At 72.1% G+C, this 15,688-nt stretch carries 14 protein-coding genes and 1 tRNA gene; 2 read left to right on the forward strand and 13 right to left on the reverse strand.

Annotated features, from left to right (window positions below):
* A partial coding sequence (locus Vgi01_RS27750; RefSeq protein WP_204293027.1) for a tyrosine-type recombinase/integrase occupies nucleotides 1–414 on the forward strand: 414 nt, incomplete at its 5' end.
* An 84-nt stretch (nucleotides 415–498) separates the two neighbouring features.
* Here the strand turns inward: Vgi01_RS27750 and Vgi01_RS27755 are convergent.
* From Vgi01_RS27755 to ald, 9 genes are all read right to left on the reverse strand, one after another.
* Nucleotides 499–572: transfer RNA gene (locus tag Vgi01_RS27755), tRNA-Pro, on the reverse strand.
* 200 nt (nucleotides 573–772) lie between these two features.
* Complete coding sequence (gene der, locus Vgi01_RS27760; RefSeq protein ID WP_102659689.1) at nucleotides 773–2,176, reverse strand: ribosome biogenesis GTPase Der; 1,404 nt, start codon at nucleotides 2,174–2,176, stop codon at nucleotides 773–775.
* Complete coding sequence (gene cmk, locus Vgi01_RS27765; protein ID WP_204293028.1) at nucleotides 2,173–2,853, reverse strand: (d)CMP kinase; 681 nt, start codon at nucleotides 2,851–2,853, stop codon at nucleotides 2,173–2,175. The genes der and cmk overlap by 4 nt, the downstream gene beginning before the upstream one ends.
* A gap of 150 nt (nucleotides 2,854–3,003) precedes the next feature.
* Nucleotides 3,004–3,774: a pseudouridine synthase gene (locus Vgi01_RS27770; RefSeq protein ID WP_204293029.1), complete on the reverse strand. Its 771-nt coding sequence runs from the start codon at nucleotides 3,772–3,774 to the stop codon at nucleotides 3,004–3,006.
* Nucleotides 3,761–4,555 carry an SMC-Scp complex subunit ScpB gene (scpB, locus tag Vgi01_RS27775; protein ID WP_308441822.1) on the reverse strand — a complete coding sequence of 265 codons (795 nt, stop codon included), beginning with the start codon at nucleotides 4,553–4,555 and terminating at the stop codon, nucleotides 3,761–3,763. The genes Vgi01_RS27770 and scpB overlap by 14 nt, the downstream gene beginning before the upstream one ends.
* A 317-nt stretch (nucleotides 4,556–4,872) precedes the next feature.
* Complete coding sequence (locus Vgi01_RS27780; protein WP_204293031.1) at nucleotides 4,873–5,943, reverse strand: segregation and condensation protein A; 1,071 nt, start codon at nucleotides 5,941–5,943, stop codon at nucleotides 4,873–4,875.
* Nucleotides 5,944–5,986: 43 nt separating this feature from the next.
* Nucleotides 5,987–6,910, reverse strand: coding sequence for a ParA family protein (locus Vgi01_RS27785; protein ID WP_013732865.1), 924 nt, complete (start codon nucleotides 6,908–6,910; stop codon nucleotides 5,987–5,989).
* 179 nt (nucleotides 6,911–7,089) lie between these two features.
* Entirely contained in the window at nucleotides 7,090–8,097 is a 1,008-nt protein-coding gene (locus tag Vgi01_RS27790) for a site-specific tyrosine recombinase XerD (RefSeq protein WP_204293044.1), read from the reverse strand.
* Nucleotides 8,094–9,209, reverse strand: coding sequence for an alanine dehydrogenase (ald, locus tag Vgi01_RS27795; protein ID WP_013732863.1), 1,116 nt, complete (start codon nucleotides 9,207–9,209; stop codon nucleotides 8,094–8,096). The genes Vgi01_RS27790 and ald overlap by 4 nt, the downstream gene beginning before the upstream one ends.
* 292 nt (nucleotides 9,210–9,501) lie before the next feature.
* On the opposite strand from ald, the gene Vgi01_RS27800 reads away from it, so the two are divergent.
* Nucleotides 9,502–9,756, forward strand: coding sequence for a TM2 domain-containing protein (locus Vgi01_RS27800; protein WP_204293032.1), 255 nt, complete (start codon nucleotides 9,502–9,504; stop codon nucleotides 9,754–9,756).
* Nucleotides 9,757–9,820: 64 nt separating this feature from the next.
* On the opposite strand, the gene Vgi01_RS27805 is transcribed toward Vgi01_RS27800, so the two are convergent.
* The 4 genes from Vgi01_RS27805 to Vgi01_RS27820 form a co-directional block, all read right to left on the reverse strand.
* Nucleotides 9,821–10,426 (reverse strand): NUDIX domain-containing protein, encoded by a 606-nt coding sequence (locus Vgi01_RS27805; protein ID WP_204293033.1) that lies wholly within the window; start codon nucleotides 10,424–10,426, stop codon nucleotides 9,821–9,823.
* A complete protein-coding gene (gene pyrG, locus Vgi01_RS27810; protein WP_204293034.1) occupies nucleotides 10,423–12,156 on the reverse strand; it encodes a CTP synthase in 1,734 nt (577 codons plus the stop codon). The genes Vgi01_RS27805 and pyrG overlap by 4 nt, the downstream gene beginning before the upstream one ends.
* A gap of 138 nt (nucleotides 12,157–12,294) precedes the next feature.
* Nucleotides 12,295–14,550, reverse strand: coding sequence for an MFS transporter (locus tag Vgi01_RS27815; RefSeq protein ID WP_204293035.1), 2,256 nt, complete (start codon nucleotides 14,548–14,550; stop codon nucleotides 12,295–12,297).
* Nucleotides 14,550–15,683 carry a glycosyltransferase family 4 protein gene (locus Vgi01_RS27820; RefSeq protein ID WP_204293036.1) on the reverse strand — a complete coding sequence of 378 codons (1,134 nt, stop codon included), beginning with the start codon at nucleotides 15,681–15,683 and terminating at the stop codon, nucleotides 14,550–14,552. Before Vgi01_RS27820 ends, Vgi01_RS27815 begins: the two co-directional genes overlap by 1 nt.
* Nucleotides 15,684–15,688: the final 5 nt, after the last annotated feature.

The following is a 15,688-nucleotide window of genomic DNA, read 5'->3' on the forward strand; positions in this document are numbered from 1 at the left end:
CCCTCTAAGGGAAAGCGCGCACGGACCGTGCCGCTGATCGAAGAGGTACGGCCGATCGTCGCTCACCGCCTGGACGCCGTGTCCAAACCCGATTCCCGACTGTTCACCGGGCCGCGCGGTGGCCGGATCAGCACCGCCGTGCTCCGCGACGCGACGCATTGGGATGAGGTGGTCACCAAGCTCGGATACGAACACCTACGCCGACACGACCTACGGCACACCGGCCTCACATGGATGGCCGACGCAGGCATACCGGTCCACGTCCTACGGAAGATCGCCGGACACGGATCACTGACCACCACCCAGCGCTACCTACACCCCGACCGGCAGTCGATCACCGACGCCGGAACGGCCCTCAGCGCCCACTTGAAGGCCCGCCGGTCCCCAAGTGGTCCCCAGCTACGCGCCGTCTAGATCAGCAAATCCCCACTGCCCAGATACGAATTAGAGGCCGTTGACCAGGGTTTTCACCCCGGTTGACGGCCTCTTTTCGTGCTGTCGGGACGGCCGGATTCGAACCGACGACCCCTTGACCCCCAGTCAAGTGCGCTACCAAGCTGCGCCACGTCCCGTTGCCACCGCCAGACCTTGCCCGCGGCAGCCGGTACAGCTTAGCGCAGCTTCTCCCATCCGTCGCACAGCCCCCACCCCCACAGCGCCGCCCCGACGACCAGCTCACCACCCCTAAAGCATCCTAGGAAGACAGGATCAATGAGGCGGGCCCGGGTGCGGAGGCAAGCGCCTCGCGACCCGGGCCCAGGGTGAAACAGGATCAGCCGTGCGCCTTGCCTCGGCCGCCGGGGCCGAGCTTCTTGCGGGGGCGTACCGAGATCTCGATGGGGCTGCCCTCGAAGCCGAACTCCTCGCGCAGCTTGCGCTCGACGAAGCGTTGGTAGCCGGCGTCCAGCGGGCCGGTGGTGAACAGCACGAACCGTGGCGGGGCCACGCCGGCCTGGGTGGCGAACAGGATCCGCGGTGCCCGTCCCCCGCGTACGGGGTGCGGGGTGGCCTGGACCAGGGCGGTGAGCCAGGCGTTGAGCTGCGCGGTGGGGATCCGGGTCTCCCAGCTGTCCAACGCCCGGTGCAGGGCGGCGGCGAGCTTGTCGACGGCCCGGCCGGTCATCGCCGACAGGTTCAGCCGGATCGCCCACGGGATGCGGCGCAGTTCCCGGTCGATCTCCTTGTCCAGGTAGTACCGACGGTCGGCGTCGACCAGGTCCCACTTGTTGAAGGCGATGACCATGGCCCGGCCGGCCTCGGTGACCATGGACAGGATCCGCTGGTCCTGTTCGCTGATCGGTTCGCTGGAGTCGAGGAGCACCACCGCCACCTCGGCCGCTTCGATCGCGGCGGCGGTACGCAGGCTGGCGTAGTACTCGGTGCCGCTGGCCTTGCCGACCCGCTTGCGCAGGCCGGCGGTGTCCACCAGGTGCCAGGTTTCGCCGCCGATGGTGACCAGGCTGTCCACCGGGTCGACGGTGGTGCCGGCGACCGAGTCGACCACCGCGCGTTCCTCGCCGGAGAAGCGGTTGAGCAGGCTGGACTTGCCGACGTTGGGTCGGCCGACCAGCGCCACCCGTCGTGGGCCGCGCGGGCGGTTCTCCACGATCTTCGGTGCCTCGGGCAGCGCGGCCATGATGGCGTCGAGCAGGTCACCGGAACCACGGCCGTGCAGCGCCGAGATCGGGTGCGGTTCGCCGAGGCCGAGCGACCACAGCGAGGTGGCCTCCAGCTCGATGTTGGCGTTGTCGGCCTTGTTGGCGACCAGGATGACCGGTTTGGCGCTGCGCCGCAGCATCTTCACCGCCGCCTCGTCGACGTCGGTGGAGCCCACCGTCGCGTCGACCACGAACACCACCACGTCGGCGGTGGCCACGGCCGTCTCGGCCTGCGCGGCGATCGCGGCGGCCCGGTCCTTCGCGTCCGGTTCCCAGCCGCCGGTGTCGACGACGGTGAAGGCCCGGCCGGACCACTGCGCGTCGTAGGGGATCCGGTCGCGGGTCACCCCGGGTACGTCCTCGACGACCGCCTGGCGGCGGCCGATGATCCGGTTGACCAGAGTGGACTTGCCGACGTTGGGTCGGCCGACCACGGCAACCACCGGCTGCGGGCCGGTCGGCTCCTCGATGTCGAGGTCCGGTTCCCGCAGCTCCACCCAACCGTCGTCGTTGCTCACGCCACGCCCCGCTCGGTGAGCAGCTCACGCAGCCGGGCCACGACCTCGTCGATGCCCAGTTCGGTGCTGTCGAGCACCACGGCGTCGGCGGCCTGGGCCAGCGGGTCGGCCTTGCGGGTCGAGTCCAGCTGGTCGCGCCGGGCCAGGTCGGCGGCGGTGGCGGCGACGTCGGCGGCGTTCTCGGCGCTGCGGCGGGCGGCCCGCGCGGCAGCCGAGGCGGTGAGGTAGACCTTCAGGTCGGCGTCGGGGGCCACCACGGAACCGATGTCGCGGCCCTCGACCACGATCCGGCCCGCCTTGTCGATCATGTCGCGTTGCCGGGCGACAAGCAGCGCCCGCACCGCCGGTACGGCGGCCACCGCGGACACGGCGGCGGTCACGTCGGCGCCCCGGATGTCGGTCTCGACGTTCACCCCGTCGGCGGTGACGGCGTACCCCTCGGGGTCGGTGCCGATGCGCAGGTCGACCTCGCCGGCGACCTTGGCCACCGCGTGCGCGTCGTTGAGGTCGACACCGGAGCGCAGCACCGCCCAGGTGATGGCCCGGTACATCGCGCCGGTGTCCAGGTAACGGGCGCCCAGGCTGGTCGCGAGCCGTCGCGACACGGTGGACTTACCCGAACCGGACGGCCCGTCCACAGCGACGACGCAGCGCCCGATCGGTATGTTTTCTCCCACCGTTGTCCTCCTCAGCCCGTACCTCACGGTCCGCCGTCATCGACGTCACGCAAGCGGTTGACACACATGTCCCATCATGCCCGGCGCCGAACCCCACGGCCCGCCGGGCCGTCCGCGAGCCTACCCTCAGCGGTACCCGCGACCGCGCGGTCAGTCACCCACGGCCTTGAACAGGGCGGCGACCTCCGCGTTGGTCAGCCGTCGGGTCCGCCCGCTGCGCAGGTCACCGAGCCGGATCGGCCCGATGGCGGTACGCACCAGCCGGCTCACCGGGTGCCCGACCTCGGCGAGCAGCCGCCGGACGATGTGTTTGCGTCCTTCGTGCAGGCTCAGCTCGACCTGGGCGGTACGCCCCAGACTGTCCACCACCCGGAACGCGTCGACGCTCACCGGCCCGTCCTCCAGCTCGATGCCGGCGGCCAGCCGCTTGCCCAGGTTGCGCGGGATCGGCCCGGCCACCTCACACAGGTAGGTCTTCAGCACCCCGTAGGAGGGGTGCATCAGCCGGTGCGCGAGGGTGCCGTCGTTGGTGAGCAGCAGCAGGCCCTCGCTGTCCGCGTCGAGCCGCCCGACGTGGTAGACCCGCTGCTCGACCCGGTTGTTGAGGAAGTCGGCCAGCGCGGTGCGGCCCTTCTCGTCGGCCATGGTGGAGACCACCCCGCGGGGCTTGTTCATGGCCAGGTACACCAGCCGGGTGTCGGCCTGGAGTCGTTCACCGTTGACGTGGATGACGGCGGTGGCCGGGTCGACCTTGTCGCCGAGCTGCGCCACCCGCCCGTTGACCGTCACCTTCCGCCGGAAGATCAGGTCCTCGCAGGCGCGCCGGGAGCCGACACCGGCGGCGGCGAGCACCTTCTGCAGGCGTTCCGGGCCGGTATAGACGGGCGCGTCGGGCGAGGGGGTGCGGTTATCGCGATGCATCAGCAAGCTCTTCTACGTCGTCGGGGAGGAACGGGGCCAGCGGCGGCAGGTCGTCGAGGCTGTTGAGGCCGAGTTTCTCCAGGAACATCGTGGTCGTCCGGTACAGGTACGCCCCACTGTCGGACTCGGTGCCACACTCTTCGACCAACCCCCGGGAGACCAGGGTACGGATCACCCCGTCGCAGTTGACACCGCGGATGGCGGAAATCCGCGACCGGGTCACCGGCTGCTTGTACGCGACCACGGCCAGGGTCTCCAGGGCGGCCTGGGTGAGGCGGACCGACTGCCCGTCCAGGATGAAGCGTTCCACGTAGCTGGCGTATTCCGGCCGGGTGTACAGCCGCCAGCCACCGGCCGCCCGCCGCAGGTCGAAGCCGTGTCCGGCGGCGGTGTAGCCGGCGGCGATGTCGTCGAGCATCGGGCCGATCCGCTCCGGCGGCTGCTCCAGCACCTGGGCAAGTGTGAGCTCGCTGACGGGTTCGTCCACCACCAGCAGGATCGCCTCCAACGCGCCCCGCAGTTCGGTGTCGTCGAGCAGCGGCGTCGGCTCGGGTGCCGGCCTGGCCCGCCCGGACCGCTGCCTGCGCGCCCCACCGGCATCCCCCACCGCCGTCCCGGCCCGCTCACCGGCCGCCTGCCCGCCGGCACCCGGTGCACCGACCGAGAGTGTCGACGACGCATCTGTCCCCTGTTCGTCGGCACCCGGCTCACCGACCGAGTGCGTCGATGACGCATCTGTCGGCTGTTCGTCGGCGACCGGTGCACCGACCGCAAGCGCCATTGACGCATCCGCTGCCGGCTCGTCGGCAACCGGTTCGCCGTCGGGAAGGGTCACCGAGGCGTCGGATGCCTGCCCGTCGCCAGCCGGCGGCGGGGTGTCGTCGGCGTCCTGTTGCGGCGGGGTGTCGTCGGCGTCCTGTTGCGGCGGCTCGGTCGGGCTCTGCGGGCCGGACTCACCGGTGTCGTCGACAGCATCGTCAGTAGGCCGTGCCTGGGCAGGCACGGTGGTGGCGGTCTCGGCGGGTGGGGCGGGACGCTGCCAGGGTGGGATCCAGGCGGCTGCCTGGTCGGCAAGCGAATCCCGGCGTTCCTCGTGACTCATCCGGCGTGCTCCTGCCTCGTTGCCGTCCCGTCCGTGCCTGCTTCGCTTCCCGACACGGCCCCCGAGTCCGTCACCGTGTCGACCACCGGCACAGGCCCCGGATCCGTGTCGACCACCGGCGCGGGCCCCGGATCCGTGTCGACGACCGACCCGGGTTCCGGATCCGTCTCGGCGGCCGGTGCCGTCGGGTTCTCCGCCGGCTCGGCGGGGGCGCCGGCGTACTCGTCGATGGTCAGCGCCGGTCCGCCGTCGGCGGGTCCGGTCCAGCGTACGGTCAGCTCCTCCAACGCCTGTTCCTGCACGAAGGCCACCACCCCCTGCCGGTACAGCTCCAGCAGGGCGAGGAAGCGGGCCACCACCTCCAGGGTGGCCTCGCAGTCGGCGCAGAGCAGGGAGAAGGTGGCGGTGCCGGCGCGGCGCAGTCGTTCGGCGATGATCCCGGCGTGTTCCCGGACACTGACCCGGACCATGTGCACGTGGGCGATGGAGACCTCGGGGATCGGTTTCGGGGTCATCGCCTTCACGGCCAGCTTGAGCAGGCGTTGCGGGCCGATGCCGAGCACCAGGTCGGGCAGGGCTTCGGCGAAGCGGGGTTCCAGGGTCACCGCGCGCGGGTAGCGGCGTCCGCCGACCTCCTCCAGCGCGGCGATGTGCGCCGCCGCCTCCTTGTACGCCTTGTACTGCAGCAGCCGGGCGAAGAGCAGGTCCCGCGCCTCCAGCAGGGCGAGGTCCTCCTCGTTCTCCACCTCGGCGGAGGGCAGCAGCCGGGCGGCTTTCAGGTCGAGCAGGGTGGCGGCGATGAGCAGGAACTCGCTGGCCTCGTCGAGGTCCCAGTCGTCACCCATGGCCCGGATGTAGGCGATGAACTCGTCGGTGACCTGGTGCAGGGCGACTTCGGTGACGTCCAGCTTGTGCTTGCCGATCAGTTGCAGCAGCAGGTCGAACGGGCCGGTGAAGTTGGCCAGCCGTACGGTGAACTTGCCGCTGTCGGCACCGTCGACCGCGTCCGGATCTGCCACCGGCGTCTGGTCGTCCGCAGCGGCGGGGTCGAGGGGCGGGGCGGTCACGCCGACGACCGTAGTCCACGGCCTGGCCACGGGATTGCGGAGCCTACCGCTCCGCCTGCGCGGCGATCACCTCGCGGGCGAGCTGGCGGTAGTTGCGGGCTCCGGAGGAGGCCGGGTCGAGGGTGGTGATCGGGGCGCCGGCGACGGTGGACTCGGGGAACTTCACGGTCTTGGTGATCACCGTCTGGTAGACCTTGTCGCCGAATGCCTCCACCACCCGTTGCAGCACCTGCCGGCAGTGGGTGGTGCGGCTGTCGTACATGGTGGCGAGGATGCCCTCGAGTTCCAGGTCGAAGTTGAGCCGCTCGCGGACCTTGTCGATGGTGTCCAGCAGCAGCGCCACGCCGCGCAGGCTGAAGAACTCGCACTCCAGCGGGATGAGCACGCCGTGCGCGACGGTCAACGCGTTGATCGCCAGCAGACCCAGGGAGGGCTGGCAGTCGATCAGGATGTAGTCGTACTCCTTGCGGACGCTGCGGAGCACCCGCGCCAGGGCCATCTCCCGGGCGACCTCGTTGACCAGTTGGATCTCGGCGGCGGAGAGGTCGATGTTGGCGGGCAGCAGGTGCAGACCGGCCACGTCGGTCTTGATCAGGACGTCCTCGGCGGTGACGTCGTCCTGCATCAGCAGGTTGTAGACCGACAGGTCCAGGTTGTGCGGGTTGACCCCCAGGCCGACCGAGAGGGCGCCCTGCGGGTCGAAGTCGACGAGCAGCACCTTGCGGCCGTACTCGGCCAGGGCGGCACCCAGGTTGATGGTCGTGGTGGTCTTGCCGACGCCACCTTTCTGGTTGGCCATCGCGATGATCCGCGCCGGGCCGTGCCGGTCGGTGGGCATCGGCTCGGGGATGGGCTTGCGCATCGTGTAGGCGGCCGGGTCGGCGGGCCCCAGGTCCGCACCGAGGGCGTTCTGCTGTTCGCGGAGCTCCGACGTCCAGGTCTCGGCACGGTCACCGTTGCCAGCCATGTCCTCGTTGCCCCCTCCCGACGACCATCCGGCGTCGGAGCCGCCCGACGTCCTTTGCGGCGCCGCTGCACACCCCGGTCATCTCACCGCCAAGGCTGCGCTGCCGACTGTACGCCACCGGCGAGCAGGGCGTTCGGCACCCGCTCGGCGTGTCGGCCAGCGGCACCGACCAGGGCCGCTCAATCGCGGGCACGTGGGTGGGCGGTGGCGTAGACCTCGCGCAGCCGGTCGACGGTGACCAGAGTGTAGACCTGGGTGGTGGTGACCGAGGCATGCCCCAGCAACTCCTGCACCACCCGCACGTCGGCACCGCCGTCGAGCAGGTGGGTGGCGTACGAGTGGCGCAACGTGTGCGGGGAGACCGCCTGCGGCCCGTCGACGGGCAGGCCGGCGCGTTCGGCGGCGCGGCGCAGGATCATCCAGGCGCCCTGGCGGGTCAACGGACCGCCCCGGGAGTTGAGGAACACCCTCGGGGTGCCGCGGCCGGCGGCGACCAGCCCGGGTCGAGCCCGGACCAGGTAGGCGCCCAGCGCCTGCATCGCGTACCCACCGATGGGCACCAGGCGGTCCCGGCCGCCCTTGCCGCGCAGCTGCACCACCGCGTCGGTGAGGTCCACATCGTCCACCGCAAGGCCGACGGTCTCGGAGATGCGGGCGCCGGTGCCGTACAGGAACTCCAGCAGTGCCCGGTCGCGCAGCGCGAGCGGCGCGGTGTCCCCGGCCGCCTGCGCCGGCCCGGCGGCGTCCAACAGTCGGACCACGTCGTCCAGCGACAGGGCGCGCGGCAGCCGGCGCGGCGGGGCGGGCGGCCGCACGTCGCGGCTCGGGTCGGCGGCGGCGAGGCCCTCGCGCAGCGCGAACCGGTGCAGGCCCCGCACGGCGCTGGCGGCGCGGGCTGCCGACGAGGCGGCCAGCGGCGGATGCCCGTCGTCACCGGCGCGCAGCCGGGCCAGGTGACGTTCGATCTCGCCGGCAGGGACGACGGCCAGGTCACTCACCCCGGCGGCGGCCAGGCTGTTGAGGTAGCGGTCCAGGTCCCGGCGGTAGGCCACCAGGGTGTTCGCGGCCAGGCCACGTTCGACGGTGAGGTGGTCCAGGTAGCCGCGCAGGGCGCGGCGCAGAGCCGGCGCGGGCTGGTGGCCCGTGCCGGCTCCGTCCGCTGCGGCGGTCGGGGTGCGGCCGGTCAGGCCAGCACCTCGGCCAACGGGGTGGTCGGCAGGTCGTGTGCCTCCGCGACCGGGCCGTACACGACCTGTCCGTCGTGTGTGTTCAGGCCCAGCGCCAGCGCCGGATCGCGGCGGGACGCCTCACGCCAGCCGTGGTTGGCCAGCTCCAGCGCGTACGGCAGGGTGACGTTGGTCAGTGCGTACGTGCTGGTGTTCGGTACTGCGCCGGGCATGTTCGCCACGCAGTAGAAGATCGAGTCGTGCACCTTGTACACCGGGTCGGCGTGCGTGGTGGGCCGCGAGTCCTCGAAGCAGCCGCCCTGGTCGATCGCGATGTCGACGAGCACGCTGCCGGGCTTCATCCGGGAGACCAGTTCGTTGGAGATGAGCTTGGGGGCCTTCGCGCCGGGCACCAGCACCGCGCCGATGACCAGGTCCGCGTCCAGCACCGCCCGCTCGATCTCGTACGCGTTGGAGGTGACGGTCTGCAGGTGGCCCCGGTAGATGGCGTCGGCCTGCCGCAGCCGGCCGACGTTCATGTCCAGCAGCAGCACCTCGGACTGCAGGCCCAGCGCGATCGCGGCGGCGTTCATGCCGGAGACACCGGCACCGATGACGACGGTCTTGGCCGCGTAGACGCCGGAGACGCCGCCGGGCAGCACTCCCCGACCCCCGCCGGTACGCATCAGGTAGAAGGCGCCGACCTGCGGGGCGAGTCGACCGGCCACCTCGGACATCGGGGCGAGCAGCGGCAGCGACCGGTCGGGCAGCTCCACCGTCTCGTACGCGATGCCGGTGACCTTGCGGTCCAGCAGCGCCTGGGTGCAGTCCGGGGACGCGGCCAGGTGCAGGTAGGTGAAGAGCACCTGCCCCTCACGCATCCGGTGGTACTCCTCGGCGACCGGTTCCTTGACCTTGAGGACGAGTTCCGCGGTCTCCCACACCTCGTCGGCGGTGTCCAGGATCTTGGCGCCGGCGGCGGCGAACTCCTCGTCGGTGATGCTCGACCCGACTCCGGCGCCGGCCTCGACGAAGATCTGGTGACCGTTGCGGGTGAACTCGTTGACTCCCGCAGGCGTGATCGCCACCCGGTACTCGTGGTTCTTGACCTCGCGGGGAATGCCGACCTTCACGATGCAGACCCTCTCTCCGCCGGACCGCTAACCCGACTACGCGGCATGTGGTGGCCCCTTTGCCACTACACGGACAACCGGTCCCGTCGGCGCAGTTTATTCGGGCCCGGCACCACGTCGGAGCATGCACTGTGACACCTGGTGCCCGCGGACGTTGACGAAGTGTCAGGTGCGGCACCCCACCCTTCGGCGGAGTGGCAGGTCAGCCGTCCAGACGGTGATCGGCCGCAGCGTCTGACTCATGGCATGCCGGTCACACGGGCCGCCGGATGGATCACTACTGTGTCGCCTCATGACATACCCACCTCAGCCCGGGTTTCCCCAGGGCGTTTCTGACAAGAGCAAGGTCGTCGCGGGCGTCCTGGGCATTCTGCTGGGCAGCCTCGGCGTCGGCCGGTTCTACACCGGCCACATCAAGATCGGCGTGCTGCAGCTCGTCGTGAGTGTCTGCACCCTCGGCCTCGGTGGCCTGTGGGGCCTCATCGACGGCATCATGATCCTGGTCAACGGTGGCACCGACGCGCAGGGGCGTCCGCTGCGCGACTGACCCGTGACAGCACGCAGGGGCCGGGCGATGTTCGCCCGGCCCCTGCGCGTCGTCTGCTCCCGGCTCAGCCCGGCAGTGCGGCGTCCGCCCCGCGCAGCGCCGACCAGCCGGCGTCGCGGGCCCGGGCGGCGGCGAGCAGCCCGGCCACACAGGACGCATTGGTGATCTCGCCGGCCAGCACCATGCCGACCGCCTCGTCCAGGTCGATCCGGACGATCTGCAGGTCGGCCTCCTCGTCGTGCCGGTCGTGGCGCTGCTGCTCGGGCACGTCGGCCAGATCGCGGGCCAGGAAGACCCGGACCAGTTCGTCGGTGAAGCCCGGCGAGCTGTGCAGGTCGACAAGCACGTCGAGACGGCCGGCGGTCAGGTCGACCTCCTCGGCCAACTCCCGTGCCGCGGTGACCGCCGGATCCTCGCCGGCCACGTCGGTCAGCCCCGCCGGCAACTCCCACAACCGTCGACCGATTGGCTGGCGGTACTGCCGGATCAACACCACCTGACCGGCATCGTCCAGCGCCACCACCGCCACCGCGCCGACGTGCCGGACCAGGTCACGGGTGGCGGTGCCACCGCCGGGCATGGTGACCTCCTCGGAGACCACCTCGAAGATGCGCCCGGAGTAGCGCACCTGGCGGGAGCGCACCTCGTAGCGGTGCTCGACCGCGCTCACGACGCGGACGTCGCCGGCGCGGCGGTGCCGTTGCGGGTGACCCGCTCGGCGGCGTCCAGGTCGACCGGAAGCTGGTCGGCCTGCGAGTACGCCACAGCGGCCTGCACGAACGCGGCGAACAGCGGATGCGGCCGGGTCGGGCGGCTCTTGAGTTCCGGGTGCGCCTGGGTGGCCACGAAGAACGGGTGCAGCTCACGGTCCAGTTCGACGAACTCGACAAGCCGCCCGTCCGGCGAGGTGCCGGAGATGTGCAGCCCCGCCTTGGTCAGCTGGTCACGGTAGGCGTTGTTCACCTCGTAGCGGTGCCGGTGCCGTTCGCTGATCTCGGTGCTGCCGTACGCCTCGGCGACGATCGACCCCTCGGCCAGCTTCGCCGGGTACGCGCCCAGCCGCATGGTGCCGCCCAGGTCGCCCTTGCCGGCGACGATGTCCTCCTGGTCGGCCATGGTGGCGATGACCGGGTGCACGGCCTCGGCGTCGAACTCCACCGAGTTGGCCCCTTCGAGTCCGGCCAGGTGTCGGGCCACCTCGATGGTCATGCACTGCAGGCCGAGGCAGAGACCGAGCAGCGGGATGCCGTTCTCCCGGGCGTACCGGGCGGTGCCGATCTTGCCTTCGATGCCGCGCACCCCGAAGCCACCGGGAATAACGATGCCGTCGACACCGGCCAGGGCGGCCGCTGCGCCCGTCGGGGTGACGCAGTCGTCGCTGGGCACCCAGCGCAGCTGCACCCGGGCCCGGTTGCCGAACCCGGCGGCCCGGATCGCCTCGCTGACCGACAGGTACGCGTCCGGCAGGTCCACGTACTTGCCGACCAGGGCGACGGTGATGGTGCGCTGCGGCTGGTGCACCCGCTCCAGCAGGTCGTCCCAGCCGTCCCAGTCCACGTCGCGGAAGGAGAGCCCGAGCCGACGCACCACGTACGCGTCGAGCCCTTCGCGGTGCAGCACCTTGGGGATGTCGTAGATGCTCGGCGCGTCCGGGGCGGCGATGACCGCCTCGGAGTCGACGTCGCAGTACAGCGACAGTTTGTGCTTGAGCTTGTCGGGGATGTCGCGGTCGGAGCGGCAGACGATCGCGTCGGGCTGGATGCCGATGTTGCGCAGCTGCGCCACCGAGTGCTGCGTCGGCTTGGTCTTCAACTCCCCCGACGGCGCCAGGTACGGCACCAGCGACACGTGCAGGTAGAAGCAGTTGTCCCGGCCCAGGTCGTGGCGGACCTGACGGATCGCCTCCAGGAACGGCAGTGACTCGATGTCACCGACCGTGCCACCCACCTCGGTGATCACCACGTCGGGGGTACGGCCGTCGTCGTCCGGGTCACCCATCGCCAGGATCCGGGACTTGATCTCGTTGGTGATGTGCGGGATCACCTGGACGGTGTCGCCCAGGTACTCGCCGCGCCGTTCCTTGGCGATCACGTCGGAGTAGATCTGGCCGGTGGTGACGTTCGCCTTGCCGGACAGCGCCCGGTCCAGGAAACGCTCGTAGTGGCCGACGTCGAGGTCGGTCTCGGCGCCGTCCTCGGTGACGAAGACCTCGCCGTGCTGGAACGGGTTCATCGTTCCGGGGTCGACGTTGAGGTAGGGGTCGAGCTTCTGCATCACCACGCGCAGTCCCCGCGCGGTCAGCAGGTTGCCGAGGCTGGAGGCGGTCAGCCCCTTACCCAGCGAGGAGGCGACTCCCCCGGTGACGAAAATGTGCCTGGTCGTCCGTGCTGTTGGGGCCAAGGCCTGCTCCCGTGTCGTCCGTCGCGGTCGTGCAGACCGCCGAGCCGATCAGCGAAGTGATCACGCGATCCACGGGATTCCACGCTAACACCTTCCCGGTGCGGGCCTGGTGGCGCACCCGAGGTACGCCACATCGGCTCACCCGGTCGCCACCTCGGCCGATGACCGTACGACCCGGCCCCGGTCGCGTCGCGGCTCGTGCGACGCCCCCGCGCCGCCCGCCGGGGCGGCACCAGAGCGGTCGGCGTCAGCGGGCCCGGCATCGGACGGCCCGGCGTCCTGGGGGCGATCGGTGGCGGGCCGCGTCCGGTCCGCGGCATGGTCGAGCACCCGCAGCGCGGACAGCGCCGCCATCGGCACCACCACCGCCGCGGCCGCACCGGCCACGTCCAGGGCCACCGCGCCCAGCACGCCACCGATCCCGACCGCCACACCGGTGCCCGCCATCGCCGCACGGATCGCCGGATAGATCCCGAACAGCCGCCGCAGGCCACCCCACGGCTGCAACAGCGCGAACCACACCAACAGCGCCCCGACCAGCGCCAGCACCGTCAACGGACTGTTCACCAGGGTCTGGAAGCTCGACGCGCTGGACCGCTGCACCGTCAACCCGCCCGTACCGTCGCCCAGGGCGGCGAGGAACCGGCCCAGGCTCCCCCGCTCACCGGGCGGACGACCCAGGTCCACCACCGCGAAACCGATCATCACCGCCAGCCCGGCCATGCCCGCCCAGGCCAGCCGGGTCATGGTCAGCCAACCACCGGTACTGATCGCCGCGGCCACGCTCACCCCGGCGGTCAACGCGATCGCCCCGATCGAGTCGGCGCCCAGGTAGGGGCTGCCGACCACCACCACGGCCGCACCACCGATCAGCACCATCACCGTCGGCCGCCACTCGCGACGCACCCGCTGGGCCAACCATCCGGCGGTCAGCAGCGCGGCGGCGATGAACACGCCGAGCCCGACCGTGCCGAGCCCGGCGTACCGGCCGCCTTCCAGGGCGGAGTAGCCGATGACCCCGTTGAGTTGCAGGCGCGCGCCGGTGACCACGTCCAGACCGACCGCCAGCATGGTCAATCCGGCCACCGCACCCAGCGGGCCGAGGGTGCTGCGGTAGCCCGGCGCGAGCCGCACCAGCAGCGTCGCGGCGGCGAGCAGCGCAGCCGTCAGCCCGGCGAAGGTGAGCGCCGGGTAGGTGTTGCGCCACCAGGGCACCGCCTCGGCCAGCAGCGCCGCCGGCATGGCCAACGCGGCGGCGACGAGCAGCAGCTCCACCACCGCCACCACCCGCCGGGACACCGGCTTCGGACCGTACGGCCCGGCGTGCCGACGGGCCCGGCGCAGCAGCGGCAGCACCGCCACCGCCAACGCCACCTGCACGCCGGCCAGCAGGATGAAGAACCCACCGGCGACCTCCCGCTGCGCGGCGGCCTCCCGGTCGGCGTCGGCGGGCTCGGCGATCGCCGCGGCCAGGTCGTCCGGCCGGCCACCGACCGACTCGGCGGGTCGACCGAGGAACGCCCGGTCCGGCATCGGACGACCCAACGCCGTCAACGCGGTCGGCGCGAGGTCGATCAGTTGCAGGTAGCCGCGACGCCCGGTGGTCGGCGAGGTCAACCAGCCGTTGTCCCACCCCGGCCCGTCAGCGACCGCCACATGCAGCCGCGACGGCTGTTCGGTGTCCGCGACCCCGGCCACGATCACCAGCGAGTTCGGTGGCCGGGCGGCCAGCACCCGGGCCAGTTGCGCGTCGGCGTCACGGGCCGCCGCCGCCCGCTCGGCCGGGTCGGTGCCGGCGACCGTGCCCAGGTCGACGATGCTGAGCACGCAGGAGCCGAGCAGCCCGGCCGGATCGGCCGGCAGGGTCGGCTCGTACCGGTCGACGCGGCCGAAGGGTCGGGCGGCGGCCACCGCCGCACCCGGACCGACCGCCACCGAGCAGCGCACCGACTCCGACAGGGCACCGGGCACCGTGCCCCACGGCAGCCGGTCCTGGTTGTGCACCACCACGCTCTCCTGCTCCGGCAGGTTCGCGCCGATGCGGTCCGGCTTGTCCACCCGCACCTCGGTCGGCGGGCACGTGCCGTCCCGCTGACCGCCGGTCCACCCGGCGAAGCTGCCCGCCCCCAACGTCAACCAGCCGTCCAGCGGGCAGGTGGGCCGGTAGGCCGAACGCACCGACAGCGACCCGATCGACCCCCCGCGGGCCATCTGCCACAGCGTCGGGGTGCGCTGCGGGTCGACGTCGTCCCACCGCAGCCCGGCCACCCCGACCAGCACCACGAAGTCGGCGCTGGGTCGAGGCGGCGGCGTCCGCGGCCCCGCCGCCAACGCGAAGATGCCCACCACCACCACGACCAGGGTGAGCACGATCGGAGCGACTCGTCGCAGCATCACCGACGTCCCGTCGACGAGGCGTCGGCGTCCGGTGCGGCCAGTTCGGCGTAGAGCGCAACCACCTGGGCGACGGTGTCCGTCTCGGTGGGCCACGTCGCCGCCCGCGCCGCGCCGCGCCGTCCCCACTCGGCGCGGCCGGCGTCGTCGTCGAGCAGGCCCTGGACCGCCGCGTCGACCGCGTCGACATCACCCGGTGGCACCAGCACGGCCGCGTCGCCGACCAGCTCCGGCAGGCCACCCACCGCGGTGGCCACCAGCGGTACGCCGGCACGCAACGCCTCCTGGGCGAACAACTGACGCGCCTCCCAGTCGCTGGTCACCACGGCCAGGTCCGCGGCGGCGAGCAGGTCCGCCACGTCGGTGCGGTGCCCGAGCAGAGTGATCGGCGCGCGCACGGCACTGATCCGGGCGGCCAGCGGCAGATATGCCGGCCCGCTGCCGGCGATCACCACCGCCGGGGGCGGGGTGCGCTCCCGCCACCGGGCCGCGGCGTCGATCAACACGTCGTAGCGTTTCTGCGGGTGCAACCGGCCGACCGAGAGGATCAACGGCTGGTCGGCGGCGACGGCGAACTCGGCCCGTACGGCGGCGCGCCCTCGACGCGGCGCGGGCAGCACCGGCGCGGCCACCGGCGCCAGCCGGGCGTCGGGCGCACCGAGCGCGACCGCACGGTCGACCAGGTCGGCCGAGGCGCCGAGGGTGACCCGGGCGCCCCGGGCGACGATCCGCTCGACCAGCCGCGAGAGGCGGCCCCGCAGCCCACCGGCGAGCACCGCGTTGTGCCAGGTGACCACCAGCGGGGCGGACGGTCGGGCGAGCACCGCCACCAGAGCGGCGCGTAGTCCGTGCGCGTGCACGACCCGGACCTGCTCGTCGGCGAGCACCCGCCGCAGCACCGCGACCGCCCGGGCGTCGCCGGGGGCGGGGCTGGCCGGGATCTCCACCGCCGCGAACCGGGCACCGGCCGCCACGAAGTCGAACTGGTCCTGGGTCGCCGCGGGCCCGCAGACCAGCACCGGCAGCCCGGCGGCGGTCAACCCGCGGGTCAGTGCCCGCACGTGCTGTCCGACACCACCGGTGCTGGAGGCCAGCAGCAGCACCACCGTGCCCGTCCGCTCAGGCGTGCCCACCGGCT

Origin of the sequence: Micromonospora gifhornensis (assembly GCF_016863515.1) — a bacterium.
GTDB lineage: Bacteria > Actinomycetota > Actinomycetes > Mycobacteriales > Micromonosporaceae > Micromonospora > Micromonospora gifhornensis.

Excerpts from the sequence above, each read along its gene's own strand:
- Vgi01_RS27815 (WP_204293035.1), bottom strand. The coding sequence starts at position 14,550 with ATGCTGCGACGAGTCGCTCCGATCGTGCTCACCCTGGTCGTGGTGGTG.
- Vgi01_RS27800 (WP_204293032.1), top strand. The coding sequence starts at position 9,502 with ATGACATACCCACCTCAGCCCGGGTTTCCCCAGGGCGTTTCTGACAAG.
- Vgi01_RS27770 (WP_204293029.1), bottom strand. The coding sequence starts at position 3,774 with ATGCATCGCGATAACCGCACCCCCTCGCCCGACGCGCCCGTCTATACC.
- scpB (WP_308441822.1), bottom strand. The coding sequence starts at position 4,555 with ATGGCGCTTGCGGTCGGTGCACCGGTCGCCGACGAACAGCCGACAGAT.
- Vgi01_RS27785 (WP_013732865.1), bottom strand. The coding sequence starts at position 6,910 with ATGGCTGGCAACGGTGACCGTGCCGAGACCTGGACGTCGGAGCTCCGC.